Annotated in this window: 17 protein-coding genes; 6 read left to right on the plus strand and 11 right to left on the minus strand. The window is 72.1% G+C overall.

What is annotated here, in order from left to right:
* Window positions 1-791 precede the first annotated feature (791 nt).
* From ACFY9V_RS16480 to ACFY9V_RS16505, 6 genes are all read right to left on the minus strand, one after another.
* Complete coding sequence (locus ACFY9V_RS16480; protein WP_391161670.1) at window positions 792-1,622, minus strand: alpha/beta fold hydrolase; 831 nt, start codon at window positions 1,620-1,622, stop codon at window positions 792-794.
* Window positions 1,623-1,645: 23 nt separating this feature from the next.
* On the minus strand, window positions 1,646-2,038 hold the full coding sequence (locus ACFY9V_RS16485; protein WP_391161671.1) for an NUDIX domain-containing protein: 393 nt from the start codon (window positions 2,036-2,038) through the stop codon (window positions 1,646-1,648).
* Between the two features lie 59 nt (window positions 2,039-2,097).
* Entirely contained in the window at window positions 2,098-2,292 is a 195-nt protein-coding gene (locus ACFY9V_RS16490; protein ID WP_355348316.1) for an SPOR domain-containing protein, read from the minus strand.
* Between the two features lie 4 nt (window positions 2,293-2,296).
* Window positions 2,297-2,770 carry an RpiB/LacA/LacB family sugar-phosphate isomerase gene (locus tag ACFY9V_RS16495; protein ID WP_391127280.1) on the minus strand — a complete coding sequence of 158 codons (474 nt, stop codon included), beginning with the start codon at window positions 2,768-2,770 and terminating at the stop codon, window positions 2,297-2,299.
* Window positions 2,771-2,982: 212 nt separating this feature from the next.
* A complete protein-coding gene (locus ACFY9V_RS16500; RefSeq protein WP_355348321.1) occupies window positions 2,983-3,735 on the minus strand; it encodes a GntR family transcriptional regulator in 753 nt (250 codons plus the stop codon).
* Between the two features lie 77 nt (window positions 3,736-3,812).
* Entirely contained in the window at window positions 3,813-4,898 is a 1,086-nt protein-coding gene (locus ACFY9V_RS16505; RefSeq protein ID WP_391161673.1) for a DUF4190 domain-containing protein, read from the minus strand.
* A gap of 92 nt (window positions 4,899-4,990) precedes the next feature.
* Between ACFY9V_RS16505 and ACFY9V_RS16510 the strand changes: the two genes are divergently transcribed.
* Window positions 4,991-6,361, plus strand: coding sequence for a glycosyl hydrolase family 18 protein (locus tag ACFY9V_RS16510; protein WP_391161674.1), 1,371 nt, complete (start codon window positions 4,991-4,993; stop codon window positions 6,359-6,361).
* A gap of 148 nt (window positions 6,362-6,509) precedes the next feature.
* On the opposite strand, the gene ACFY9V_RS16515 is transcribed toward ACFY9V_RS16510, so the two are convergent.
* The gene (locus ACFY9V_RS16515; protein ID WP_355348329.1) at window positions 6,510-7,457 is read right to left on the minus strand and encodes a GntR family transcriptional regulator; all 948 of its coding nucleotides are present in this window, start codon (window positions 7,455-7,457) and stop codon (window positions 6,510-6,512) included.
* 474 nt (window positions 7,458-7,931) lie between these two features.
* On the opposite strand from ACFY9V_RS16515, the gene ACFY9V_RS16520 reads away from it, so the two are divergent.
* Window positions 7,932-10,013, plus strand: coding sequence for a hypothetical protein (locus tag ACFY9V_RS16520; protein ID WP_391161675.1), 2,082 nt, complete (start codon window positions 7,932-7,934; stop codon window positions 10,011-10,013).
* An 88-nt stretch (window positions 10,014-10,101) separates the two neighbouring features.
* Window positions 10,102-10,992 (plus strand): RICIN domain-containing protein, encoded by an 891-nt coding sequence (locus ACFY9V_RS16525; RefSeq protein WP_391161676.1) that lies wholly within the window; start codon window positions 10,102-10,104, stop codon window positions 10,990-10,992.
* Window positions 10,993-11,047: 55 nt separating this feature from the next.
* On the opposite strand, the gene ACFY9V_RS16530 is transcribed toward ACFY9V_RS16525, so the two are convergent.
* Window positions 11,048-12,442 carry a hypothetical protein gene (locus tag ACFY9V_RS16530; protein ID WP_391161677.1) on the minus strand — a complete coding sequence of 465 codons (1,395 nt, stop codon included), beginning with the start codon at window positions 12,440-12,442 and terminating at the stop codon, window positions 11,048-11,050.
* A 95-nt stretch (window positions 12,443-12,537) separates the two neighbouring features.
* Window positions 12,538-15,390: a hypothetical protein gene (locus ACFY9V_RS16535; RefSeq protein ID WP_391161678.1), complete on the minus strand. Its 2,853-nt coding sequence runs from the start codon at window positions 15,388-15,390 to the stop codon at window positions 12,538-12,540.
* A gap of 734 nt (window positions 15,391-16,124) precedes the next feature.
* On the opposite strand from ACFY9V_RS16535, the gene ACFY9V_RS16540 reads away from it, so the two are divergent.
* Complete coding sequence (locus ACFY9V_RS16540) at window positions 16,125-16,868, plus strand: hypothetical protein (protein ID WP_391161679.1); 744 nt, start codon at window positions 16,125-16,127, stop codon at window positions 16,866-16,868.
* Window positions 16,869-17,063: 195 nt separating this feature from the next.
* Here ACFY9V_RS16540 and ACFY9V_RS16545 read toward each other — a convergent pair whose 3' ends face one another.
* Complete coding sequence (locus tag ACFY9V_RS16545) at window positions 17,064-17,231, minus strand: hypothetical protein (RefSeq protein WP_391161680.1); 168 nt, start codon at window positions 17,229-17,231, stop codon at window positions 17,064-17,066.
* A 198-nt stretch (window positions 17,232-17,429) separates the two neighbouring features.
* Window positions 17,430-17,987, minus strand: a complete 558-nt coding sequence (locus ACFY9V_RS16550; protein ID WP_391161681.1) for a hypothetical protein — start codon at window positions 17,985-17,987, stop codon at window positions 17,430-17,432.
* A gap of 772 nt (window positions 17,988-18,759) precedes the next feature.
* On the opposite strand from ACFY9V_RS16550, the gene ACFY9V_RS16555 reads away from it, so the two are divergent.
* Complete coding sequence (locus ACFY9V_RS16555; RefSeq protein WP_391161682.1) at window positions 18,760-21,741, plus strand: hypothetical protein; 2,982 nt, start codon at window positions 18,760-18,762, stop codon at window positions 21,739-21,741.
* Window positions 21,742-24,954 carry an RHS repeat-associated core domain-containing protein gene (locus tag ACFY9V_RS16560; RefSeq protein ID WP_391161683.1) on the plus strand — a complete coding sequence of 1,071 codons (3,213 nt, stop codon included), beginning with the start codon at window positions 21,742-21,744 and terminating at the stop codon, window positions 24,952-24,954.
* The last annotated feature ends 1 nt before the right edge of the window (window position 24,955 follow it).

A 24,955-nucleotide genomic window follows, 5' to 3' on the forward strand; every position in this document is an offset into this window, starting at 1 on the left:
GCCTCCTCCTCCCCGGCCCGGTGGCTCTCCCCCGCCGGGTGGCTCTCCCCTGCGGGGACCTGGCCGCCTGCGGCGGGGGCTTGTCCGCCTGCGGCGGGGGCTGGGCTGGCCTCGGCGGGACCGCCACCGGCGGGAGCCTGGCCGCCTTCCTCGGGACCGCCTGCGGCGGGGTCCGGGGCGCGGTTCGGGGACGCCTCAGGGCCATCGCCGCCGCTGGCGCTCATGCGTCACCCCCGACCGGGTCGGGCCGGTTCCGCCCCGGCCACTGTCAGTGGGAATTATCCCTCTTACCCGATATTCCCCCAAACACCCCGATACCGCGCGGGCCACGGGGAGACGGCGTAGCGGCCGGGGTCGGCCGGGGTCGGCCGGGAGGCCGGGGCCAGCGGGGAGCGCGCGGCGCGGCGCGGGCGCTGGAGGCGACCGGGGTCCGGAGTCGGCCGGAGCCGGCCAGGCGCGGCGGGGGCGAAGCCAGCGGCGCGGGAAGCGCCTGGAGCGGCGCTAGCGACGGGAGCCCGAGGTCGGGAGTCGGCCAGGGCCGGCTGGAGGCCGAGGGTGGCCGGGTTGGCCAGGCGCAGGCGCCAGATGCGACCAGGGGTCGGGGTCGGTGGCACGGAAAGCCCCGGACGCGGCGGGGTCCGCGCCGGGGCAGGTGCGGCGAGAGCGGACACGGGGTCAGGTGCGGCGGGGTCCCGCCGGGGGCAGGTGCGGCGGGGTCCCGCCGGGGGCAGGTGCGGCGGGGTCCCGCCGGGGGCTGGTGCGGCGAGGGCGGGCCGGGGGGGGGGGGGCCGTCAGGCTAGGGCTAGGGCTTGGGTGAGGGCGGCGGCCAGGGCGGCGGGGGCCTGGACGTGGGCGAGGTGGCCCTGGCCCGGAATGACGTGGACGCGGGCGCGGGGCATGGCGCCCGCGATGCGGGCGAAGGGCTCCCAGTAGGGCCCGACGCCGTCGTTGTCGCCGCCGATCAGCAGGGTGACGGGCATGTCGAGCTTCCCGTAGGCGGCCAGGTCGGCGTGGTGCTCGTTCAGGGCGGTCAGCTCGCGCCCGAGCGGCGCGGCGAGAGGCCGCAGCACCTGCCAGGCCGGGCTCCGGCGCAGCTCCGCGACGTACTCGGCGGAGAATCCGGACACGTCCCGGTTGACGATCTCCACGGCCCGGTCCAGGTCACCGGCCGCGTCGGCCGCGCGCAGCGAGTCCAGCACCTGCGCGCCGAAGGGCCGCACCACCGGCTCGTAGAGGGTCAGGGAACGCACGCCGGAGTGCCGCGTCGCGGCCTCCAGCGCGATCAGGCCGCCGTAGCTCCAGCCGAAGAGGTCCACCCCGCCGTCGCCGCCGTGCCGCCCGGCCACCTCGTCGAGCACCCGCCGCAGATCCGCGACCTCGGTGCCGACCCCGTATCCGTCACCCAGCTCACCGCTGGGCCGTCGGCCGCGCCGGTTCAGTACGTACACCGGCCGGCCGGCCGGAAGCGCGTCCACCACCGGCTGCCACGACACGGCGTCGGCCATGACCCCGGGAACGATCATCAGCGGCCTGCCCTCGCCCACCCGGTGGCCGAGCACCAGCACCACACCGTCGCGTTCCACCTGCACCAGCATCGAATCCCCCGTCTCGTTCGCGGACACCGAAAAACCCTACCCTCAGGCCGTCAGCCGACCAGAAGGCGTGTCGCCCACTCGACCGCCGGGCGGTCCTGGTCGAGCCAGTCGACGTCGGAGGTCTGCGCGGGGAGCAGCCAGCGCAGCTGGTCGTGGTCCTGGAGGGGGCGGGGCGTGCCGCTCACCAGGCGGGCGGTCCAGACGTGCAGGGTGAGGCCGTTGGCCAACGGCCAGGCGCCGGGGACGCGTTGAAGGGGCTCCACCGTGACGCCCAGCTCCTCGCGCAGCTCGCGCACGAGCGCGTCCGGCGGGCTTTCCCCCGCCTCGACCTTGCCGCCCGGCAGTTCCCAGCGTCCCGCCAGCGCGGGCGGCGCGGTCCGCCGCGCGGCCAGCAGCCGTCCGGCGTCGAGCACGGCCCCGCCCACCACCACACGTTCGGTCATGCGACGCAGGATACGTAAGACGGAGACCCGCGACCCGCACAGCGCGCGGCGCGAACCCGTTACGAGGACTGCACGGCGCGCGGCGTCAACCGCTCGATCACGTAACGCCGTTGCTGCTGGTCCCGGTTGAGGCCGGGGCCGTTCAGCGTGGCCGCGACGCGCTCGGCCTCGGCGCGGGTGGCGTAGCGCCCGACCCGGTACCGGTTGCCGCTCTCGTCCTGCCGTATGAGGAGCCATACGAGGTCGGTCGTCATCAGCTCAGGCCCCCTCAGGCGAGGTCGCGGCAGCGGAACCGGCTTCCAGGTCCGCCAGGTGCGCGACATTGTCCCGGTCGTCCGCCGCGTCGCTCGCGGCGCTGTCGAACCAGGCGTCCAGGATCTCGCCGAGTACGGCGCCGGACACCGAACGCAGGCTCAGCGCCAGCGCGTTGGCGTCGTTCCACCGGCGGGCACCCCGCGCGGTGTACGCGTCGGCGCACAACGCGGCCCGGACGCCCGGGAGTTTGTTCGCGGCGATGGACGCGCCGGTGCCGGTCCAGCAGCAGACCACCGCCTGGTCGGCCGCGCCCTCGGCCACCGCGCGGGCCGCCGCCTCCGCGCTCCAGGCCCAGTCCTTGCGGTCTCCGGGGCGCAGTGCGCCGTAGGCGAGCACCGTGTGACCACGGTGACGAAGCTCGTCGACGACCTGCCTGGCCACCGGTTCATCCATGTCCGAGGAAACGGCGATGCGCATATGCCCGACCCTACGCCCGAGGTTCACGGCGCGGGCACGGAATGACACGAAGAGGTACCGTTCCGGCCAGGTGTTCGACCAGAAGTTGACTGTAGGTCACACGTTTCCGACGCCCCCGGCGGTCACGCCGGGCGCACGCCGGAGTGGACACCAGCGCCCGTACCGCCCGGACCATCAGTACTGCCAGGCGCTGTAAGGGAGTTGACGGCGGGTCAGCGTACCGGCAGGTGGTAGACGGCCCGGTACCGCTCCGCCGGGATGATGACGTCCGCGGTCTCCACCGGCTGCCCCGAGCAGTAGTACGTGCGCTGGATCTCGATGACGATGTGCCCCGGCACTCCGCCGAGCGCCGCCGTCTCCTCCGCGAGCCCCGGCCGGGCGCCGACCTCCTCGGCCATGTGGTCGACCACCAGGTCGATCGCCGCCATCCGCTCCACGACGCCCTGGCCGCCGACCGGCCCCTCCTCCGGCAGCAGCACCGGTGTGCGGGCGGTCAGCGCCAGCGGCTCCCAGGAGGTGGAGAGCATCGAGGGCTCACCCTCGGTGCGGAAGAGGTAGTGGGTGCGCATCACCCGGTCGCCGGGCTCGATCCGCAGCCGCTCGGCGACGGCGGGCGAGGCGTGGTCCTGGACGCTGCGCGACTCCCAGGTGCCCTTGCACCCCTCGTCCCCCTGTTCCTGCCGGAACGGGCTGGCCGTCCCGGCGGGCCGGTAGCCGCTGCGGACGATGCGCCGCGGCCTCGGCCGCTCCCGTACGTACGTGCCGGAGCCGGACCTGCCCTCCACGAAGCCCTCGGCCATCAGCACCTTGCGCGCTTCGAGCGCGACGGTGTCCGAGACCCCGTACTCGGTACGGATTCGGGCCTGCGAGGGCAGCCGCGCGTGCGGCGGGAGCGTCCCGTCGAGGATCTTGCGCCGCAGATCCTCGGCGACGCGAAGGTAGGCGGGCTGCTCACCGAAAGGCACGTGCCCCTCCCAAGGGGTTGACTGTCTGCGACAGCTTGACAACCGTCGGTGCCCGTCCGCAAGCCCTCCCCCGAGCATCACACTCCGAATCCGGAGTTGGTGCCTCCGTCCTTCACCGAGCCGGTCATCGAGCCGTGCGTGGCGCCGAAGAAGCAGGTCACCTTGTGGTCGCCGCGGCGCCAGCCGTCCGGCGGCGGCATGTAGTAGTAGACGTCGGCGCTCTTCTCCCAGGGCGTGCCGTCCGCGTAGTCGTCCGCGTAAGAGGCGCACTTCGACTCCGCGACGGCCGAGATGCGATCCGTTCCGGGGTAGCCGCCGTCGTCCGCCGCGTCGACGGTGAAGATCGCGTACGCCTCCGCGTCGTGCTCCTCGGAGCAGTCGACGACGTCCACGGTGGTGGAGCGCGCGCCGTCGCCGCCGTAGTCGCCCAGCGAGCTGTCGACCGTGTTGAAGCACTGGCCGACCCTGATCCGGTCGACGCGGGTGTTGCCGTCGTCGAAGGCGCCCGCCACGCCGAGCGCGATGAAGACCGCGAGAAGCACCGTGGCGACGCCGTTGAGGATCAGGCCCGCGACGGCCAGTCCCTTGCCGCGCTCGCCGCGCTTCTTGATCTGGCTGAGCGCGACCAGGCCGAAGATCACCCCGAGGACGGGGATGCAGGTGAAGCCCACCACGAGCGAGGCGATGGCCATGCCGTTGGTGTTCGCCTGCGGGTTGTACCAGCCGGCGGTCTGCGGATAGCCGGGATACGGCTGGGGACCGTACGGATTCTGCCCGCCGTACGGATTCCCGCCGTAGGGGGCCTGGCCGCCGTACGGGGCCTGAGCGCCGTGCGGACCCTGGCCGCCGTAGGGAGGCTGCCCGGAATACGGGGCCTGGCCGGAATACGGGGCCTGCCCGCCGTAGGGCGGCGCGGAGCCGGGGGGCTGCTGTCCGCCGTAGGGCGGGGGCACGGAGCCGTAGGGGCCGGGCCCGCCCGATGACGGGCCGCCGTACGTCGGCTGTCCCGGACCGCTGTACGGCGGTCCGCCCTGCTGGTCGTACGGCTTCTGCGGATACGAGGGCAGCCCGGCGTACGGCGAAGTGGGGGCGTCGTGCGGCGGCTGGGACGGGGGCGCGTCGTCGGAGGACGGCGGAGGCGGGGGCGGCGGCGGTATGTCCACTGGGGGATCCTACGGTTCTGCGCCGACGGGTTGTGAACGGGTTGTGCCGTCCCCCTTGACCCTTATTGGTCCAGACCAATACCTTCACGCGCATGCGTCGAAGAATTCTCGGCCGTATGGCCGCAACCGCAGCCACCCTCTCCCTGGTCGCCGTCCTGCCCGCCGTCACGGGCGGCTCCGCCGCCCAGGCGCACGGCCGTGACGACCACGGCTCCTCCGCCTCGTCGTACAAGAGCGTCGGCTACTTCACCCAATGGGGCGTCTACGGACGCGACTACCAGGTGAAGAACGTCCAGACCTCGGGCACCGCGGCCAAACTCACCCACCTCAACTACGCGTTCGCCAACATCGGCGCCGACGGCAAGTGCTTCGAGGCCAACGCGGCCGGCGAGGGCGACGCCTGGGCCGACTACCAGCGCCCGCTCGACGCCGCCTCCTCGGTCGACGGCACCGCGGACACCGCCGAGCAGCCGCTGGCGGGCAACTTCAACCAGCTCCGCGAACTGAAGGCCGCCAACCCGAAGTTGAAGGTGATGATCTCGATCGGCGGCTGGGGCTGGTCGACGCACTTCTCCGACGCGGCCCGCACCGCCGCCTCGCGCAAGGCGCTCGTCGCGTCCTGCCTGGACATCTTCGTCAAGGGCAATCTGCCGCTGCTCGACGGCAAGGGCGGCCCCGGTTCGGCCGCCGGGCTCTTCGACGGCGTGGACATCGACTGGGAGTGGCCCGGCTCCTCCGGTGACGTCGACACCGTCTACCGGCCCGAGGACAAGCGGAACTTCACCGCGCTCGCGGCCGAATTCCGCGGCCAGCTCGACGCGTTGGGCCGCAAGGCGCACAAGCACTACGACCTGAGCGCCTTCCTGCCCGCCGCACCGGCCAAGATCGACGCGGGCTTCGAGGTCAGGAAGATCTTCAAGTACCTCGACTTCGGCACCGTCCAGGGCTACGACTTCCACGGCCCCTACGAGGCCACCACCAACCAGCAGTCCGCGCTCAAGGCCCCGCGCAACTCGCCCGTCCCGCACGACTTCAGCGACACCCAGGCGGTCGGCGACTGGCTCAAGCGCGGCGCACCCGCCCGGCAGCTCGTCCTCGGCGTGCCCTTCTACGGCCAGGGCTGGACCGGCGTCCCCGACGGCGGCACCGCGGGCCTCTTCCAGCCGTCCACCGGCCCCGCCCCCGCCACCTGGCAGGCGGGCAACGAGGACTACCACGCCCTCAAGGCCCTTGCCTCCTCCGGCACTTACACCGTCCACCGGGACGTGCGGAACGGCTTCGCCTGGCTCTACGACGGCACCAACTTCTGGACCTACGACGACCCGCAGGTCATCGCCCAGAAGACCGCCTACATCAAGCGGGCCCACCTGGGCGGCGCGATGGTCTGGTCCCTGGACGGCGACACGGCGGACGGCGAGCTGATCAACGCCGTTCACCAGGGCCTCGCCGCGCACCACCGGTGACCCGGACCCCCAAGTGGCCAGCATCCCCAAGTGACCCCGCTCCTCGGGTGACCCGGCGCCTCGGGTAACCCCGCCCCTCACGCCCGGTGCTCCCCAGCCCTCCCTCTCCGCGGGGGAGCACCGGGCCTCCCCACGCGCGGCGGATACGTCAGCCGCGCGCGGCGGAGGCGGCGGCCCGTTTGGCGGCCAGCTTGGCCGCCTGCATGTCGCCGACGACCTGCGTCACCATCCGGACGGACGCGGCGTCCAGCACATTGCCGAACTCGACCACCTCGACCCGCTCCTCGAAGCGCGCCTTCAACTGCGGCATGTCGCTGGGGATCACGACGAGGTCGAGGTCCCCGACATCCTCCCCCTCGTCCCCGTGCAGCACCCTGACGTTGCTGATCCCGGACTGCGTCAGGGAGTCCCGGATGCTGACGGCCTGGCCGTAGGTGGAGTAACAGATGCCCACCGTGCCGCTCCTGGCGGCGGAGGCGATCCGCACCAGCGTCTGCACATGCGGCGCGGCGACGATGGCGACCACCTCGGTCGGCTCCCCGCGCCACAGCCGCCGCACCTCGGCCAGATGGAAGAACGTGGTGAGGGCGAGGTCGTCGTGCTCCTCCTCGGGCGAGAAGTCCCCGAGCACCAGGGGCTTGACCTTGAGACCGAGGTGCAGGCCGAGTTCGCTCGCGAAGTAGCCGGCCCGGTCGGCGTTGCACTCCACGAACGCGACCTTGAGGACGTCGTCCTCGGCGCGCAGGGCGAGGCTCGTCACGAGTGACTGGATCTCGACGGCGGACAGGCCGAGCGCGACGCACTCCCTGGCCGCCGCGTCCAGTACCGCCCACGCCCGGTCCCTGGCGGGCGAACTCGTACGCGCCAGGCCCGTACCGACCACGGTCGTCCCGCTGCGGCCCCGGCTCTCGACCAGGCCCAGCTCGCTCAACTCCGCGTACGCGCGGGCCACCGTGTTGCGGTTGATCTGGAGGTTGTCGGCCAGCAGCCGGGCGCTGGGAAGGGTCTGGCCGACCGCGAGATCGCCGGTCTCGATCATGAACGACACCTGGGTCACGATCTGCCGGTAGATGGGTACGTCCGAGTGACGACTCACCTGCACGTCGCTGTCCACCAGGTGCCCGGCCTTCCCCGTTGCGCATCTCAGCCAAACCACCTTATCCACGCGGGAGGCAGTCAAGCATGCCCCGTGCGCCCTCTTGTCTTCGGCTTGAATTGGCCCAACCGGCTAGGCAGAAAGCACGTCAGGCCGTCCCGCCCCGGCGGAGATCGACAGCGCCCGCACCCCGCTTCGCCTGCGCAAATGCGCCGCAACAGCACAACGGGACATATATCTCTGGCCGTCGCCCGTCCGTGAATCGAGGGGTCTAACATCGACCCACCAGGGTAGGCAGTACCCCGCCGCCGAGTGACGGCCCCGGTCGCGCCGGCCTGTGGCACCCACCCCCCACCCGCGACGGGAGCGATCAGTGACCCTTCTCGTTCGAGCCCACGGCACCGGAGACCGGCGCGGGACCGGACGTCCCGGCGCCCGGGGGAACCGCACCCGCTCCCGAGGACTCATCAATAGATGATGCGCATATCCCCCACACCCCTGCCGGCCGACTCCCACGGGTACACGCTGGCGGCCCGCAGGAGAGCGGTGTTCACCGGCAGGACCGCGGAACTGCGGCTGCTGCGGGACCTGATGCTCAGCGACCGGCGCTCCTGCTTCGTGGTGTGGCTGCACGGCATGGGCGGCTTCGGCAAGAGCAGCCTGCTGCACCGGTTCGCCGACGAGGCCGAGGCGCACGGCAGGACGGTCCGCACCGTCGACATGCGCGCCACGGCCGCGACACCGGAGGCGTTCCTGGCCGCCCTCGACGCGCAAGGCCCTTCACAGGAAGCCCAGTTGCTGCTCATCGACTCCGGTGAGGCGCTCGGGCCGCTGGAGCAGTGGCTGCGGGACGAGTTCCTGCCGCGGATGCCCTCGCACCTGTTCCTGGTGGTCGGCAGTCGGCGGCCCCCGTCGGCCGAGTGGCGGGCCGACGTGCAGTGGTGGCAGGCGCTGCGCAGTGTCGAACTGCGCGGCATGGACACCGCGGAGGCCACGAAGCTGCTGCGCAACCGGGACGTGCCGGAGGCGGACATCCCCGACATCGTGCGGGCCGCGCACGGCGTGCCGCTCGCCCTGGCGCTCTTCGCCGACGCGCGCGAACGCGCCACGGACTCCGTGCAGCCGCGCACCGCCTGGGAGTTGGCCGACTCCCCCGACCTGGTGGGCGAACTGCTGCACCTGCTGCTGCGCGAGAGCCTGTCGCCCGGTCAGGCGGAAGCGCTGCACGTCCTGGCGCTGGCCCGGGTCACCACCGAGGACCTGCTGCGGCACACGCTCGACGTGCCGTCAGCGGAGGCCGGAAAGCTTTGCGCCTGGCTGCGCGGACTCTCCTTCGTCCGCAGCACCGCCGAGGGCCTGGTCCCGCACGAGCTGGTCCGCGAGGCGCTCCTGGTCGAGCTGCGCTGGCGCGACCTGTCGGCGTACGAACGGCTCTTCACCCGGCTGCACGCGCATCTGGCCGAGCAACTGGCGTGCCGCACCGGCAGCCGCTGGGCGTTCGGCGCGGGCCTGGCCTATCTGGGGCGCTCCGGCCGCTTCCCGCGGGAGACGGTCGACTGGCGCGGTACGGACCGGCTGCGGCTGCGCACCGCCCGCCCGGAGGATCTGGACGAGGTGCTGGCCGCGATCGGCAAGGAGCACGGCGACGAGGCCGCCGCTCTGGCCCGGCAGTGGTGGGACCGGCAGCCGGGCGCCTTCTGCGTCGCCGAGGACGGCCGCCGCGGCGTCACCGCCGCCCTCGTCGCGCCCTGCCTGGACCCGGGGGCCGCCGGGATGCCCGACGACCCGACGGCGCGTGCCGCGCTGGAGTACACCGCCGGCCACCGGCCGCTGCGGCGCGCCGAGCGGCTGCTGCTGGCGCGGTGGAGCACCGGCGGCGCCGCCGCCGCGGCCTTCGCGCTGACCACGCTGTGGGCGACCACACCGAACCTCGCGGTGAGCTGGACCTGCGCGGCCCCTGACCGGCCGGGTCTCGCCTCGCTGCTCGACCTGTACGGGCAGCAGCGGGTGGCACCGGCCGAAGGACCGTACGGGGAAGGACCGTACGGCGAAGGGGCTTACGGCGAAGGGATGTTGGCCTTCGTGCAGGACTGGCGCAGCGCGCCCTTCGACCGGTGGGCGGTGGATCTGCGGGTCCGGCTGCTGGCCGACGAGCCCGCGCCGGGCCCGGCGCCGGTGACCGTCACCGCGGAGGCCGCCATGCCGTGGCCGGAGTTCGCCGAAGCCGTCAAGCACGCCTACCGCAGCCTCCAGGACGCGCGGCAGCTCGCGGAGAGCTCGCTGCTCGGCACCCGGCTGGTGGCGCCGGACGGGGACGCGGCGGCGCTGCGCGAGGTGCTGACCGAGACGGTGGCGTACCTGCGCGCGCAGCCGGGACGGCGGCAGTTGGGCAACGTCCTGGAGATCACGTATCTGAGCGGGCCGCGCAGCCAGCAGGCCGCCGCGAGCCGGGCGGGACTGTCCTTCAGCACCTACCGGCGCCGCCTGTCCACCGCGCTGGCGACGGCGGCGGAAGTGCTGCGCGAGCGCGAGCTGTACGGATCGGCGTCGCGGTGAGCCGCGCCCGTCCCGGCCGGCGTGAGCGGGCGGCGCGAACGCATCTGCGTACCCTGCCAGTTGGACCTTCCGCGAGTGGGGAGCGGCGTTGAGCGAGAGTGACCACGACGAGGCGAAGCGGCGGCAACGGGCGCGGTTCGTCGAGGCGTTGACGACGCACACCCGTCAGCCCGGCGAGCACTCGCGTGTGGGCAGCAGGGTCGCGGGCGCCGTGGCCGTACTGGCCCTCGTCGCGGGCGCCACGCTGGGCATGGGCGCCTGGCGCAGCCACCAGGCGGACGAGCACGACAAGAAGCGGGACCTGGCGGCCCAACGGACCGCCGCGTACGCGAACATCGCGCACTCCGCGTCGCCGTCGCCCACCCCGAAGCCGACGAAGACCGTGCCGAAGCGGACCGGGAAGCCCGTCCCGCACACCGCCTCGCCCAAGCCGCACAGGGCCCCTTCCACCACGCCGACGCCGAAGCGGACGGCCGGGTCGGGCGGCAAGGACCCGCGGGCGCTGACCGCGCACGACCGCAAGGTGCTGATCATGAACGCCTACAGCGGGATGTGCGTCGACATCCCCTACAACGGACCGGGCCAACTGGGCCTGGAGATCGACCAGTACCACTGCGACGGCACCGACCAGGACAACCAGTTCTGGAACATGACGGTCAAGCTCCCCGCGAGCGGTCCCGGCGGCACCGATCTCGTGCAGTTCTCCAACACGATGGACGGTCTGTGCATCGACCCGCCGGAGCGCGGGGCGCAGCCGTCGGGGACCGAACTGTCCGAGGCGAACTGCACCGGGACGCTGGCGGACAACCAACTGTGGTGGCTCGCCCCGGCCGGGGGCGACACCGTGTGGATACGCAACTACGCGAGCAACCATCTGTGCCTGCGCGTCGAGGGCACCGACAAGAAGGCACCCTCCGCCCGGCTCATGATCGGCTCGTGCGGCACCGACGACGACAGCCGCTGGCGGCTGCTCGGCTGACCCGGACCGCCGGCGGACGGCCGGCGTGCGGCCGTCCCCTGCCCGCCGGCGCCCGTCAGACGGTGAACCGCACCGCGTCCAGCCAGCGCGTCTCGTCCAGCGTGCCGCCGAAGATGTAGTTGTCGGCGGTCTGCGGGGTGTCGCAGGCCATGCTGCCCCACGGTCCGCCGCGGCTGTACGTGTTCTGGCAGACGGTGCCCGTCGCCCTGCCGACGCTGATGCCGAAGCCCGAGATGTTGGGCGCGTCCTGCCTGGCCGCGCCGAGGGTCAGATCGGCGCCGTCCTCCACGGTGACCCACGACTTGTTCACCCACCCCTTCGCCTGGAAGTAGGCGTTGGCGGAGGTGCCCTTGGTGCCGGACACGGCGATCTGGATGGCCTTGATGCTCCGCGCGTCCACCTCGGAGCCCGCCACGGACCCGTCGCAGACGGCGAGTTGCCAGCCGAAGGTCGCCACGTAGACCCGGTAGCAGATGTGGCGGCCGGGTTCGCGCGCCGCCAGCCGGAGGACCGTGGCCGAGGCGGTCCTGTCGTCGCCGGGCATCTGCGGGCCGGGGCCGAGGTACGGGGTCGTCGCCTTCCTCGTCGGTGTCGCGGTCGGCCGGGCCGTCGGGCTCGGCGGCGCGGGCGGGCGCGGCGCCACGGCCTTGGTCCTGGCCTTGGGCTTCGTCGTGGGCTTGGCGGCGGGCGACGCCGAGGACTTCTGGGGCAGGGGGATGTGCGGGACGGTCGCGGGCGGGTCGGTGATCCGCCCGGCGGTGCTGGCCGCCGTCGTCAGATGGTCGTTCTTGTGCCCGGAGCCGCTGGTCGCCCAGGCCACCAGGGGCACCGCGAGGATGACCACGCCGACCAGGCCGACGGCGGCGAGCAGCGGCTTGCGGGACGGGCCGGAGGGCGGTCGCTCGGCCGGGAGCGCGGCTCCGGGGCCGGTCTCGCGGGTGAGTTCGCGGGTGGCCTTCGCGTCGGGGGTCTCGGCGGGTGTTTCGCCCGCTTCGGTGGTGGGGGCCGACGCGGTGGCCGGGGCGGAGGCCGAGGCGGTGGTCAGCGCCGTGGTCGGGGCGGAGGCCGAGGCAGGAGTCGGGGCCGAGGCAGGGGTCGGGGCCGGGGCCGGGGTCTCCTCGGCCGATCCCTTTCCGGGCAGCGTCGGCTCCTCGGACGTACCGCCCGCCTCCGCCGTACCGCCCGCGGCGGGCTCAGGCCGCGCGGCGGCGGCCGTCACCGGGGCGGACGACGTACCCGGGCGCGAGGAGGTGTCGGGGGCCGGGGGCGCCGCCGCGCCGGTGGTCCGCGGCACCGCGGGCGTCAGCGCGTCGCCCGGATCGGCCGCCACGGGACCCAGCGTGACCGCCCGGCGCACGGACGAACCGCCCCTGGAGGAAGCCGAGTTCGCGCCGCCTTCGGTGGCGCGGGGCGTTCCGTCGGGGTCGGGTCGGGTCTGACGGCTGCTCATGGTTCTCCTTCGGCCTGGTGGTCAGTCGGTCGTGCGGCGCGGTGTCCTGCCCTGCGTGCCGGCGGGCGTGCGGCCCGGATGTGCGGTGCGGGCGGCTACCCGCTGCCGCCCACGGGCCCGACACAGCGCTCGGGCCAGCTCCGGCCCTCCTCGGCGGGCGGACCACCGGCGAGCGCGTCCTTCAGTTCGGCGAGCGCGGTGAGGTCCCGTGGGCTCAACTCCCGTGCTCCGTCCATGTACGTGGTCGCGTGCGCGGGCAGTTCCCGCAGCAGTACGACCGGGGTCCCGGCGGGTGCGGTCCACGTCCCCAGCACGCGGAATCCGGTGCCCGGCGCGAAGACGATCTCACCGTCCGCCGCCGCCAGATCACCCACCTCGCGGCCGGTCGTCGACCAGATCGCGTAGCGCACGGCGGTCCCGCCCGCCGCCGGAATCCGGGCCAACGCCCCTATCGGCGCCGGGTCCTGGAGCAGCGCGCCCAACCTCGGCTCGGCACCGCCCGCCGCGCCGCCGCGCAGGGCCACGCCCCGGTACGACGGCAGCCGCCGCAGCCCGGACGCCACGCACCCGGCGTACGCCTGCGACCGCGCCTCGCCCGCCCGCAGGCCCATCGCCAACTCCCGCTGGCTCAGCGGCCCTTCGTCAGCCGACAGATACGCGCGCACCGCGACCAGATCGAGCCGCGCCGCCTCCCGCTCGTCCCCGCGCAGCGCGAGCTTCCGCTTCAACAGCCCGTCCACGGCTGCGGCGTGCCCCTCCCAGCCGTCCCCCACCAGCTCGCGGAACGCCGCCCGTTGCGCGGCGGTGCTGACGTGTCCGGGCAGCACGAGGCGGGGCTCCTCCCGCCTGACGGCCAACGGGGCCGGTGGCTGGGGCTGTTCGGGCCGTTCGGGCTGTTCGGGCTGAGCGACGGGTGCGGGGTCGGGCTCGGGGGTGGGGTCAGGCTCGGGGCCAGGTGAGACGACGAGTGCGCGGACGAGTGCGGAGCCCCGCAGGGGCGCGGTGATCGCGGGTGCCGACCGCGTCGGACCGTGTCCCCGGCTGTTCGTGCGGGGGCCGGGGGCGACCGTACGGCCCGCCTCGGCCGTACCGTCGGGCCGTTCACCGCCCCGCTCCCCCGGAGCGCCCTGCGCGGAACGGTCGCGCGCGGCGACATCCGTCTCCGTCGTCGGCGTGCGGACGAGCGTTCCGTCAGCGCCGCTGTCCCCGGCCGGGGACGCGCTGTCGGTGGGCACGCTCGCGGCGGCCGGACGGCGTACGGGCTCCGCACCCGGCGCCGGAGCAGGTGCCGTACCGGTCAACTCCACGACAGCGGAAGGTCGTTCACGGGGAGCGTCGGGCGGTACGGCCACGGGCGCGGGAGGGCGCGGGGGCGCTGCCGGTCCTGGGCGGTCCGGTCCTGGGCGGTCCTGGTTCGGACGGTCCTGGTTCGGGCGGTCAGGTGCCGGGCGGTCCGGTCCCGGGCGGTCCTGGTTCGGGCGGGGCGGGGTCTGCCAGGGGGGCGGGGCCGGGCGGGCGGCGGTGACGTAGCGGATGCCGCGTACGCCGTGTTCCGCCGCCAGACGGCGCAGTTCGGCCTCGCCGCTGGTGAGCCGTCCTCGCACGAGGAGGGTGGTCCTGGCGCGGGCCGTGGCGCCGAGGCCGGTGAGCAGGCGGGCCAGCGCGGTGAGCAGGGAGGCGTCCAACCGCTGTCCGGGCGCGCCGAGTTCGATGGCGCAGGTCTCGGGGTCGACGGCGGTTCCCACGAGCGGGGGGCGGGGCGTGCCCTGGGCCCACAGGGCGAGGCCGGAGCGCGTCACCGTCGCCTGCCAGCCGTCCGTGAGCCGTACGGTGCCCGGTTCTGTGCCGCCGGGGAGCCAGTCGGGCGGGAGGCTGCCGAGCAGCCGGGGCAGGGGCGTTCTACCCCGCGCGTCGGTCGGGAGGCACGCGACGGCGGTGACGTACGGCTGCCAACTCGGTTCGCCGTCACGGCCGATCAGGGTCGGGCGGGGTACGGCACCGGGCGGCGCGTGGTCGGCGAGCAGCGGCAGGCCCGTCAGGACGTCGACCCGGCTGTCCAGCGTGTCGGCGACCGTGTGGGCCAGACGCAGCAGGTCGGCCTGTCCGCCGGGTGCGAGGCACACGCGGGCGCGGTGTTCCGCCGGAAGCGCGGACAGGACGGCGGCGACCTCGTCGGCGGCGACGTCCTCCGCGTGCGGGGCGCCGACCAGCACGACGGCGTGCGCGGAGTCGAGCGGCACCGCGAAGCACAGGTCGTCGGGGCGCGGCCCGGGCGCGTCGGCGGGGCGGATCACCAGGCCCGCCGGAATCTGCTCGACCACGCAGCCGCCCGATGTCCGCGTGGGCACGCGGCCGACGGCCTCCTGCCAGGCCGGTGCGGGCGCGCGGGGGCCCAGCTTCCGGGGCGCCTCGCCGGGCGCGAAACGCCACCAGCCGCCCTCGGGACGGTCGTCGCCCCGGACGAAGAGGCTGCCGCCGGGCGTGATGAGGACGACGCCGTCCGGCGCGAACACCTCGAAGCCCCAACCGTCGGCGATCCTGCGGGCGGTGCCGGGGCGGCCCGGCCGGTCGTCGCCCGCGCCGGACAGGACGAGGCGGACGCGGCGGGTGCCCTGCGCGCGCAGCGAGTCCAGGAGGGTGACCAGGCGCGGCCAGTGGCCGCCGCCGTTGCCCTGCCCCGCGCCCTCCGAGCCGACCATGACGGTGACGATGTCCGCCTCGGCGCCGAAAGTGTGGGCCACTTCGGCCAGGACGGCCATCGGGAAGGAGTCGTCGTCCACCGAGCGGACCAGGAGGACGCCGTCGATGTCCTCGACGAGGGGGGCGGGGACGGACTCCGCCGCACCGGCGCCGCGGCTCGTACCGGCCGTAGCGCTCGTACGGGTCGCGCCGCCCGTACCGCTCGCGCCGCCGCCCTTGCGGGACAGGCGCGAGGCCCAACGGCTCATGCCTGGCCCTCCCCGTGGTCCCCGTACCGTGCCGTCGTGCGCGACGGCGACCGCGGCCGTCCCGCGCCCTGCTGGCTCATCACTGTCCTCGTTCGGTGAGTCGTTCCCGGCCGGTCACGCGAGCCTGCGTGCGTCGGCGGGTCTCCGCGGACCGGGCGGATGCGTCCTCATCTCGCGCCACGAGAGACCGGCCCGCGCGGTGTCAGCGCGGGAGCGACGGGACAACGATGTCCGTCACCTCGTGCCGTACCGGACGCGTACCGCTCGCGGACGTGTGGGAGACACCCCACCACCTGCCCTCCCCTGCCCAATCCCGGCCGACCGGAACGACGTTGCTCGGCGGCCGGTGCACTGCCTATCCCTGTGGAGCGATAATCGGCCCTATTGGTTGGGTCATTCAGGCATCCAGATATATCAGACCCCAATGGCACCACGGTGTCGGACCGGCCAACGCCGCGTGGCCGCCCACCGTATGACCCGGCCGGGAGCACGGCGGCCGACCGCGACCGACGGCCCTGCCGGCCTTCCGGCCCTTCTCCCGCCTGCCCCTCCGGACGCTCAGCACGGGGCCCGATCGTGCTCAGACGGTGACCAACCCGTGCTCAGCCACGGGGAATCGGGGATCGCCGTCAGTAACATCGCGTCCCGTCCCCCGTCCCCCGCCTCCCGCACCCGAGTGCCGTCCCCGGCTCCCGTGACCGTCCACAGGAGAGGTCCGTGTCAGCGGCATTGCCATGCCTATTGACCTGTTTGGCGAGAAGTTAATTCGCTCCGTCCCGGCCGAGGAGCAGTTCACGTATCCCGTGAGCGTCGTTCTCTCGCTGCACCGCGAGCGGACCCCGGCCCTGCTGCGCGCCCTGCGCACCCACCACGTTCTGCCCGCGCTGTGCCACCCCTGGGGCTCGGAATCCGCCTACCGCACGCTGCTGCGCAGGGCCGGGACCCCCCTCGCCCTGCTGGACGTCCCGAGCCCGCGCGGGACCGGCGATCTGGGCCAGCGCGTCCACGCCCTCAGCCACCTGTCGTCCGTGGTGGTGCTGGTGCCCGACCGTACGGACTCCGCTGATCTGCTGCTGGCCGGCGCCGCCAACGTCATCCCGCGGGACACGGACCCCCGTGAACTGGCCGGCCGCATCCTCGCCGAACGGCGCTGGCTCGACACCAGGTCCTCGCCCCGCCGGCCGCCGGACGCACCGCACCACGGATCGCCGCGCCCCCAACGCGGCACCCAGCAGGTCCTGTTCGACATCCTCCGCACCACCGCGCGCCCCTGGTGCTGCCACGACCTGTGCCTCCTGCTCGGCGCGGCCGACGAGCCGATGACCCGCCGCGCCTTGCAGGCCCGGATCGTACGGCTCAACGAGCGGTTGGCGCCTGACGGCATATCAGTCGACTGCGCCTCCCAGTGGGGCCGCACCACCTTCAGGGGCCTCACCGCCGAACCGCCAAGAGAGGAAGCCCCATTGAGGCCCGCGTGAGGCCCTGACGTCGCGGCCCAGGCGGGCAAGGACGATCCCTCCCTGCGCGATCTCGCGGGTTACGCCTTCCTCGGCGGGGTCTTCTTCCTGGTCTCCGCGCTGCGCCTCGAGCGCGCGGGCTCTCCCGCCTGAACGCCCCTGGCCCGGCTGCGCGTTGGCGCTCCCGCCCGCTTTCCTGACGACGCGTCGTCGTGGCTACGCGTCGTCGTGCCGTGCGGCCAGGATTCCGATCAGCCGCGCCCGTTCGGCCCCGGTCGCCCCCGGCAGCGTGATGCGGTCCCCGCCGACCTCCCACACGACCGTCGTGTCCGGCCGTTGCCGCGCCAGCCAGCCGCTGACCGCCGTGATCAACCTCGTCAGCACCCCCCCGACGCCGCCGGCGTGATCACCAGCGCCGCCCACGAATGCGCGTCCCCCTTCGCCCCCTCCGGCGCCGCCCCGCCCCGCGGGCGCACCGCCCGTACCCCGTCCTCGTCCCCCGCCAGGAGCTCCGCCCTCAACCCCCGGGCGGCCCGCTCCACTTCCCCGCCATCCGCCCCGCCCCCCGGCCCACCGGCCGAGTCACCGCGAGTGCGAAGCGAGCGAAAGCAGCAGATGCGAGGACTCCGGATGCTGGAAGTCCGAGTGCGCCCCGGCGGGCGACAGCCGGGTCCCCCAACCACCCCGGTAGAGCCATCCCGCGTCCACGTTCACGATGCGGTGGTCGAGATCGTCCAGCCGGTACGCGGTGCGCGTCGTCCGCAGCCGGATCGAGGACTGCGGTACGGGCGTCCTGCCGACGCCCGAGTGGCCGATCCCCGACGCCCCTTCCGCCCGCAGATGCCAGAAGCCCGTCGCCCGGTCCCAGCGGGAGTGGGTGAGGACCAGCGGACCCCGCAAGGGCGCGCCCGCGCATGCTGTCGACGGTGAAGGGCCGGGCACCCCGTAGGACAGCCCGGTGACCGGCGCGAAGACGCCCCGGGCCGCCGTCTCGTACGGATCGATCTCCTCCCACCCCCGCCACGGCTGCCCGCTGGGCTCCGGGTCCACCGTGAACGTGCCCCGCGCCATGAGCACCGGGAGCTGCACCGCGTTCCCGTACCTCTGATACGCGTCGACCGGCAGCTCAACTTGCGACACCGAGGCGGTCAGCTCACCGCCACATCCCGCGCACGCAAAACGAACAACCACCCTGCAAAACAGCCACATCGTCGCATTTCAGCGGCAACCGCCTCACCGGTTTTCCGCGCCGCGACGGCCGCCATGCGGTGATGCCCGCTTGCCGCTCGCAAGCGGACTACGGGAGGCGGGGGGATAGCCTTTTCGGCCTCAGCCGAGCCGTTCCAGGCGAAGAGTGCGTGGTGCGCGAGAACGTCCCGGATGCCGCGCTGCGACGCGCCATCCTGGGTGGCGCCGCCGAGGCGTTGCCCAGGACGGTTTCGAGGCCGCAGCCATGGCGCGATGAAGGGCAGTGCGCCGCACAGCAGAACGGATAACTCCCGGCGTCCGAGGAAGTGCCCGGCTTCTTCTGCGGAGGTACAGCGGGGCGGCGAAGGTGTGATGACGCTCACTTCGTCAAGTGTTTCAGGTGCGATACGCGGCTTTTAGTTGCTACGCAAGCGGTGATTCGTGACGGTCTGCAGTTATTTGGCGAGCCGACTGAGCCTTCGGCTCACTCAAGTCGTCTATGCCTGCCCTTTAGCTCCACATGGCAGTTCCTTTGAACTACTCCCCTCCGTGTGATGGATGTGTGAAGATCCGACCGTTTTCTAGTCGCGGGGGCAGCTCTGCGCCTTGGGGGTTCTGACGAGGAGGGGTCGTGGGGATGTTCTGGGGGGGTGCTCGGCGTTCCGCGCCGGGCGGTCTGAGACACGCACGTTCATCGTCTTGCTCGTCGTTGTGGTTGCGGCGGGTGTCGGTGCTTGTGGTGTTGGCGCTGGCCGTTGAGGCGGCGACGGTCGCGGCGGATTCGGGGGTGGCGTTCGCCGCTCCTCGGTCCCAGCGGGAAGGGACCGTCGTGTCGGCGCCGTCGTACGGGGCGGCGGAGGCGCGGGATGTGCTGTCGGCGCGGCTGATGGCACGGTTGCAGGGCCGGCGGATCGAGGCGTTGAGCGAGCGTACGGATGCTTCGCAGACGTTCGTGAACGCCGACGGAACGGTGACGTACACCGCGTTCGCGGAGCCGAAGTGGACCCAGCGCGGCGGCTCGTGGGTGAATCTGGACCCCACGCTCCAGTTGCGGGCCGATGGCAGTGTCGTGCCGGTGGCGGCCGAGGCGGATCTGGTGCTGTCCGGCGGTGGTTCGGGGCCGTTGGCTTCGTTGACGGTCGACGGCAAGAACCTGTCGCTGACGTGGCCGACGGCGTTGCCGATGCCGGTGCTGTCCGGTGCGAAGGCGACGTACGCGAACGTGCTGAAGGACGTGGACCTTGAGTTGACCGCTTCGCTGAAGGGCGGGGTGGAGGAGACGCTGGTGGTCAAGTCCGCCGAGGCGGCCTCCGGCCCGGGGCTGTCGGATCTGGTGCAGAGCGTGTCGACCAGCAACGGCGTCATCGCGGCGACGGACGCGGGCGGGAATCTGACGGTGACCGACGGCACCGGCCGTCTGCTGGTGAACTCTCCGGCGCCGGTGATGTGGGACTCCGCGACCAGTACCGAGCCCGCTGTGGCGGGCGGCGGGAACAGCATCGCCGGGCTCGCGCCCGCGGAGGCGGACAAGGCGAAGCCCCGCGCGGGCACCCGTTCCACCGCCCAGGGGCCGGGTTCGCACGCCCACCATGCGGCGGTGAAGACCACGTTGCGGGACCGCAAGCTCCATCTGACGCCCGACCGTGGGCTGTTGACGGCGAAGAGCACCGTCTTCCCGGTCTACATCGACCCCGCCTATGTGCCGCACCCGGCCAGTGGCAGCCGCCTGCACTGGAACGAGGTACAGCAGGCGTATCCGAACACGTCGAACTACGACTCCAGCCCATCGAACGGCAACGGTGTCGGGTACCAGGGGTTTTCCTCGCCGAAGGGAATCGAGCGGACCTACTACCGCGTCGGCATTCCCTCGGCGATCTGGGGTGGCACGGTGCTGAGCGCCGACATGAAGATGACGGAGAGCTATTCCGCGTCGTGCGGCACCACGTCCTACGGTGTCCAGGCGTGGTCCACGAATGTCTTCGACGCCTCCACCACGTGGGCCAACGCGCCGGGGAAGGTCGCCCAGCAGAGCTCGGTGAACTTCGGTCCGGCGTGTACGTCCAGCCCGTCGGGGACGTTCAGTTTCATGAACCAGGTCACCAACGCCGCCGCGAACCACTGGCAGACCATCTGCTTCGTGCTGGTCGCCAGCAGTGAGACCAACGAGGTGCAGTTCAAGCGGTTCTCCAGCGCCGCGTCACTGTCGATCACGTACAACACCCCGCCCACCACGCCGACTTCGCTGGCGGCCTCGCCGACGGCGACCGACGGTTACGCGGCCAGTGCGACTCCGACGCTGTCGGCGAAGGCCACCGACGCCAACAGTGACACCGTGCGTCTTGACTACCAGGTGCTGTCGGGTACCACCGTCAAGGCTTCGGGGAGTTCGGCGTTCGTCAACTCCGGCACTGCTGGTACGTGGAAGGTGTCCACGGCTCTGGCGGACGGTTCCTACACGTGGAAGGTCAGGGCGTACGACGGCCGCGACTATTCCGCGTGGACGGCGGCCAAGTCCCTGATCATCGACACCAAGGCACCGGCCAACACCACCGTGTCCTCCACCGCTTTTCCGGCGGGGGCCTGGTCCGGCACCCCAGACGCCTCGGGGAACTTCACCGGCTCCTTCACCTTCACCCCGCCCAGTACGGACGTGGGCCTGGTGGCCTGGCAGCTGGACGATGGCGCCTGGACCTACACCTCCACCACAGGCGCCGCGTTCACCAAGTCATTGACGTTCAGGGCGGGTAAGCACACGCTGATCGCGAAGACCCATGACAAGGCCGGGAACCTCGCCTCCGGTACGTACTACGTCTTCTACGCCGGATCCGGTGCGGCGCTGCTGACCCCGGCGCAAGGTGACCGGCCAGCCCGCCGCGTGGCATTGACCGGGCAGGGCAAGCCCGCCGAGACCGGTGTGACCTATCAGTACCGGATCGGTGAGACCGACATCTGGCACAACGTGCCCACTGCCCATGTGACCGTCCGTTCATCCGGTGCGCCGGTCGTTTCCTGGCCGCTGGCCGCGCCGGGCGGAGAACCGGTCGCGCTGACCTGGAACATCACCGACACGTTCACGCAGGACGGTCCTGTCGATGTCCGGGCGGTGTTCACCGACGGCACGACGAGCGACAACTCGCCCGTGAACACCGTTACCGTGGACCGCAACGCGGGCACCGCCCCCTTGCTGAGCGCGGGTCCGGCCTCGGTGAACGCCCTGACCGGTGACGCCTCGCTGTCGGCCACGGACGCCTCCGGGTTCGATCTCACCGTCACCCGTAGCGCCTCCTCCCGCCGTCCCACGAACGGGTCGGCGCAGGAGGGGCAGGCGGCGATCTTCGGTCCGCAGTGGACGGCGGGCACCACCGCCGAGATCACCGGCTCGGACTGGTCCTACCTCCGTAAGGCGTCGGACAGGTCGGTGGCGCTGGTCGATGCGGACGGTGATCCGACCGGGTTCACCGCGGCCTCCGGCGGCGGGTGGAAGCCCGAACCGGGCGCGGAGGACCTGACACTGACCGGCTCCCTGCTCACCGGCACCTTCACCCTGAAAGACAGCGAAGGCACGACCACCACGTTCGCGAAGGTCGACCCCTCGGCCACGACGTGGCAGGTGACCTCGACGTTCCTGCCGACCACCAACTCCACCACCCAGGTCGTCTCGGAGAAGATCCCGGTCGGCAATACGTTCCTGGCCCGCCCGAAGTAGGTGATCGCGCCGACGTCCGCGGTGACGCAGTCCACCTGCACCACGACTCCCGGAACCAAGGGCTGCCGCGTACTGGAATACGTGTACGCCACGGCCACGACCGCGACCGCCTCGGTGTTCGGGAACTTCAACGACCAGGTCTCCCAGATCAGACTGTGGGGAACCGACCCCGGCGCGTCCGCGGCGACCGCGGTCACGGTCGCGCAGTACGCCTACGACACCACCGGCCGCCTGCGCCAGCAGTGGGATCCGCGTATCAGCCCGTCGCTGAAGACGGCTTACGACTACGACAGCGCGGGCCGGATCACCACGCTGACCCCGCCCGGTGAACTGCAGTGGACGTTCGCCTACGGCAGCGCCGGGAACACCGCGACGGCGGGCGACGGGATGCTGCTGTCGGCCTCCCGGCCGACGCTCACCCCCGGAAGCGCCACCCAGACCAACGGCACCGCGAGCACGAACCTGGTCTACGACGTGCCGCTGAGCGGCGGTAAGGCGCCCTACCCGATGTCCGGCGGCGACGTCACCGCCTGGGGGCAGAGCGACGCGCCCTCGGACGCGACGGCGCTGTTCCCCTCGGACGCCGTACCCGCGTCGCACGACGGCGCCGCGCTGACCGCCAACGCCTACCAGCGCGCGATCATCGCCTACACCGACGCCTCGGGCCGTCAGGTCAACACCGCCAACCCCGGCGCACACATCACCACCACCGAGTACGACCGGTACGGTCACACCGTCCGTGAGCTGACCGCAGCCAACCGTGAACTGGCCCTCGCCACCGACGGCGACAGCCTGGCCGAGCAGCAACAACTCGGCATTGACGCTCTGCCGTCCGCCGAGCGGGCCCAACTGCTGTCGACCGTATCGGTGTTCAACACCACAAGCGTGGCGGCCGACGCCGGTACGAACAAGGACACCGACCCGGCCAACGCCGGCCAGCGGGAGCTGGAGAAGTCCGGCCCCCTGCACATGGTCACCCTTGCCAAGGCCCTGCCCGCGACCGCGGGCGGCACCAGCCTGCCCGCAGGGTCCTTCGTCCCGGCACGTGCGCACACCGTCACCGCGTACGACCAGGGCCGCCCGACCAACGGCACCGCCACCGTGACCAACCAGCCGACCACCGTCACCATCGGCGCCGACGTCCACGCGGGCGACGCCTACACCAGTGACGGTGACACCCGGACCAGCACCACCGGATACGACTGGTCCAAGGGCCTGCCCACCACTACGGTCACCGACCCGGCCGGACTGAACCTGGTCAGGACCACCGCCTACGACGCTCAGGGCCGCGTCATCAAGACCACCCTGCCCAAGTCCACGGGCACCGACGCGGGGGCCACCGTCACGGCCTACTGGTCCGCGACCGGCACCGGCGCCTGCAACGGACGACCTGAATGGGCCGACCTGCTCTGCTCGACCGGCCCGGCCAGTGCGATCACCGGCGGCGGCGCCAACCCGTCGCAACTGCCCACCACAACCACGACCTACGACCGGTGGGGCAACACCGCCACCGTCACCGACACGGCGGGCAGCAGCACCCGCACCACTACCACGAGCTATGACGCGGCCGGACGTACCATCGGCACCTCGGTGACCGGAGGAATGGGCACCGCCGTGCCTGGTGCCACGACGTCCTACGACCAGGCGACCGGCAAGCAGGCCACCATCACTGCCGGCGGCCACACAGCCAGCCAGACCTACGATCTCCTTGGTCGGCAGATCTCCTACAGCGACGGTGCGGGTAACACGGCCACCACCTGGTACGACGCCCTCGACCGGCCCATCAGGGTGACCGACTCGGCCCCGTCGACCACCACCTACACCTACGACACCGCCAGTGATCCGCGGGGTCTCGAAACCGGCCGCGCCGACTCCGTCGCAGGCACCTTCAACGCCACCTACGACTCCGACGGCCGCCTGGCCACAGAGGCCCTGCCAGGCGGTTACACCGTGACGTTCACTCGGGACGAAACGGGCGCCGACACCTCACGCACCTACGCCAGTGACAACGACGGCCTAATCGTCACGGCTGACTCGGCCACCCTGACTGTCCATGGCCAGCAGGTCACCCGCACCACCGACACCGGAAACCAGGCATACATCTACGATGCCGCAGGCCGGCTGACTAACATCGAAGACGTCCAAGACGCCACCATCACCCACCGCGCCTACGCCTTCGACAAGAACACCAACCGCACCAGTCTCACGACAACAGTCGACAACCCCGACGGCACCGCCGGAAACCCGGCCACAGTCAACTACACCTACGACAGCGCCGACCGTCTCTCCACAGCGGGCACGGTCTACGACGCACTGGGCCGGACCACTGTCCAGGCCACCGGCACTACCCTCGGCTACTACGCGAACGACGTCCTCCAGCAGGAGACGATCGGCGGGAAGCGCGAGCGCTGGAGTCTCGACGCTGAGAACAGGCTTTCTCTGTCCACCGTGGAAACCCAGCAAACAGATGGCAGTTGGACAGCAACGAGCAGCACGGTCAGCCACTTCGGCTGCGGTTGTGACAGCCCAACCTGGTCACAGAGCGGCGGCACTATCGCCCGTAACGTTCAGGACTTGGAAGGTCGGTTGAGTGCCATCACTACCGCGACCGGTGGTGTGATCCTCCAGCTCACCGATTTGCACGGCGACGTCACTGTCCAGCTTCCCTTGGACGCAAGCCAATCGCTCTCGGTCTACCGTTACGATGAATTCGGCAACGCCATCGGAACATCCGCAACCCCAACCTACGGCTGGCTTGGCGCTTACGAGCGGGGCAGCGATCACATCGGGGGCGTGATGCTTATGGGCGTGAGGGCGTACGACCCCTCCACGGGTCGCTTCCTCCAGACGGACTCCGTGCCCGGCGGCAACGCGAACGCCTATACCTACCCTTCGGACCCGATCAGATCCTTTGACCTCACAGGCCAGTTCAAGGTCACCTGGGGGTGGGTCAGCGGGACGATCTACCTCAACAGAAGGGAAACCAAGAAGGCGGGCCGCGCCGCCACCGCGGCCACCATCGTCAATGCGGCGTCCACAGTTCTCGTTGGCTCGGGTGTCGGGGTCATCGCGAAGTGGGTCTTTATGAACGCCGGGACCATCGCGGTGAAGGCCCAGTGGGCATACGCGGACCACAAATGCCTCAAGCTGAAGTGGCCTTTTGGATATCCTGGGTTGATTCCAGGTAGCTACAAAAAGGGGTACTGCAAGTAAC

It is taken from the genome of Streptomyces sp. NPDC008317 (assembly GCF_042955955.1).
Classification (GTDB): Bacteria; Actinomycetota; Actinomycetes; order Streptomycetales; family Streptomycetaceae; genus Actinacidiphila.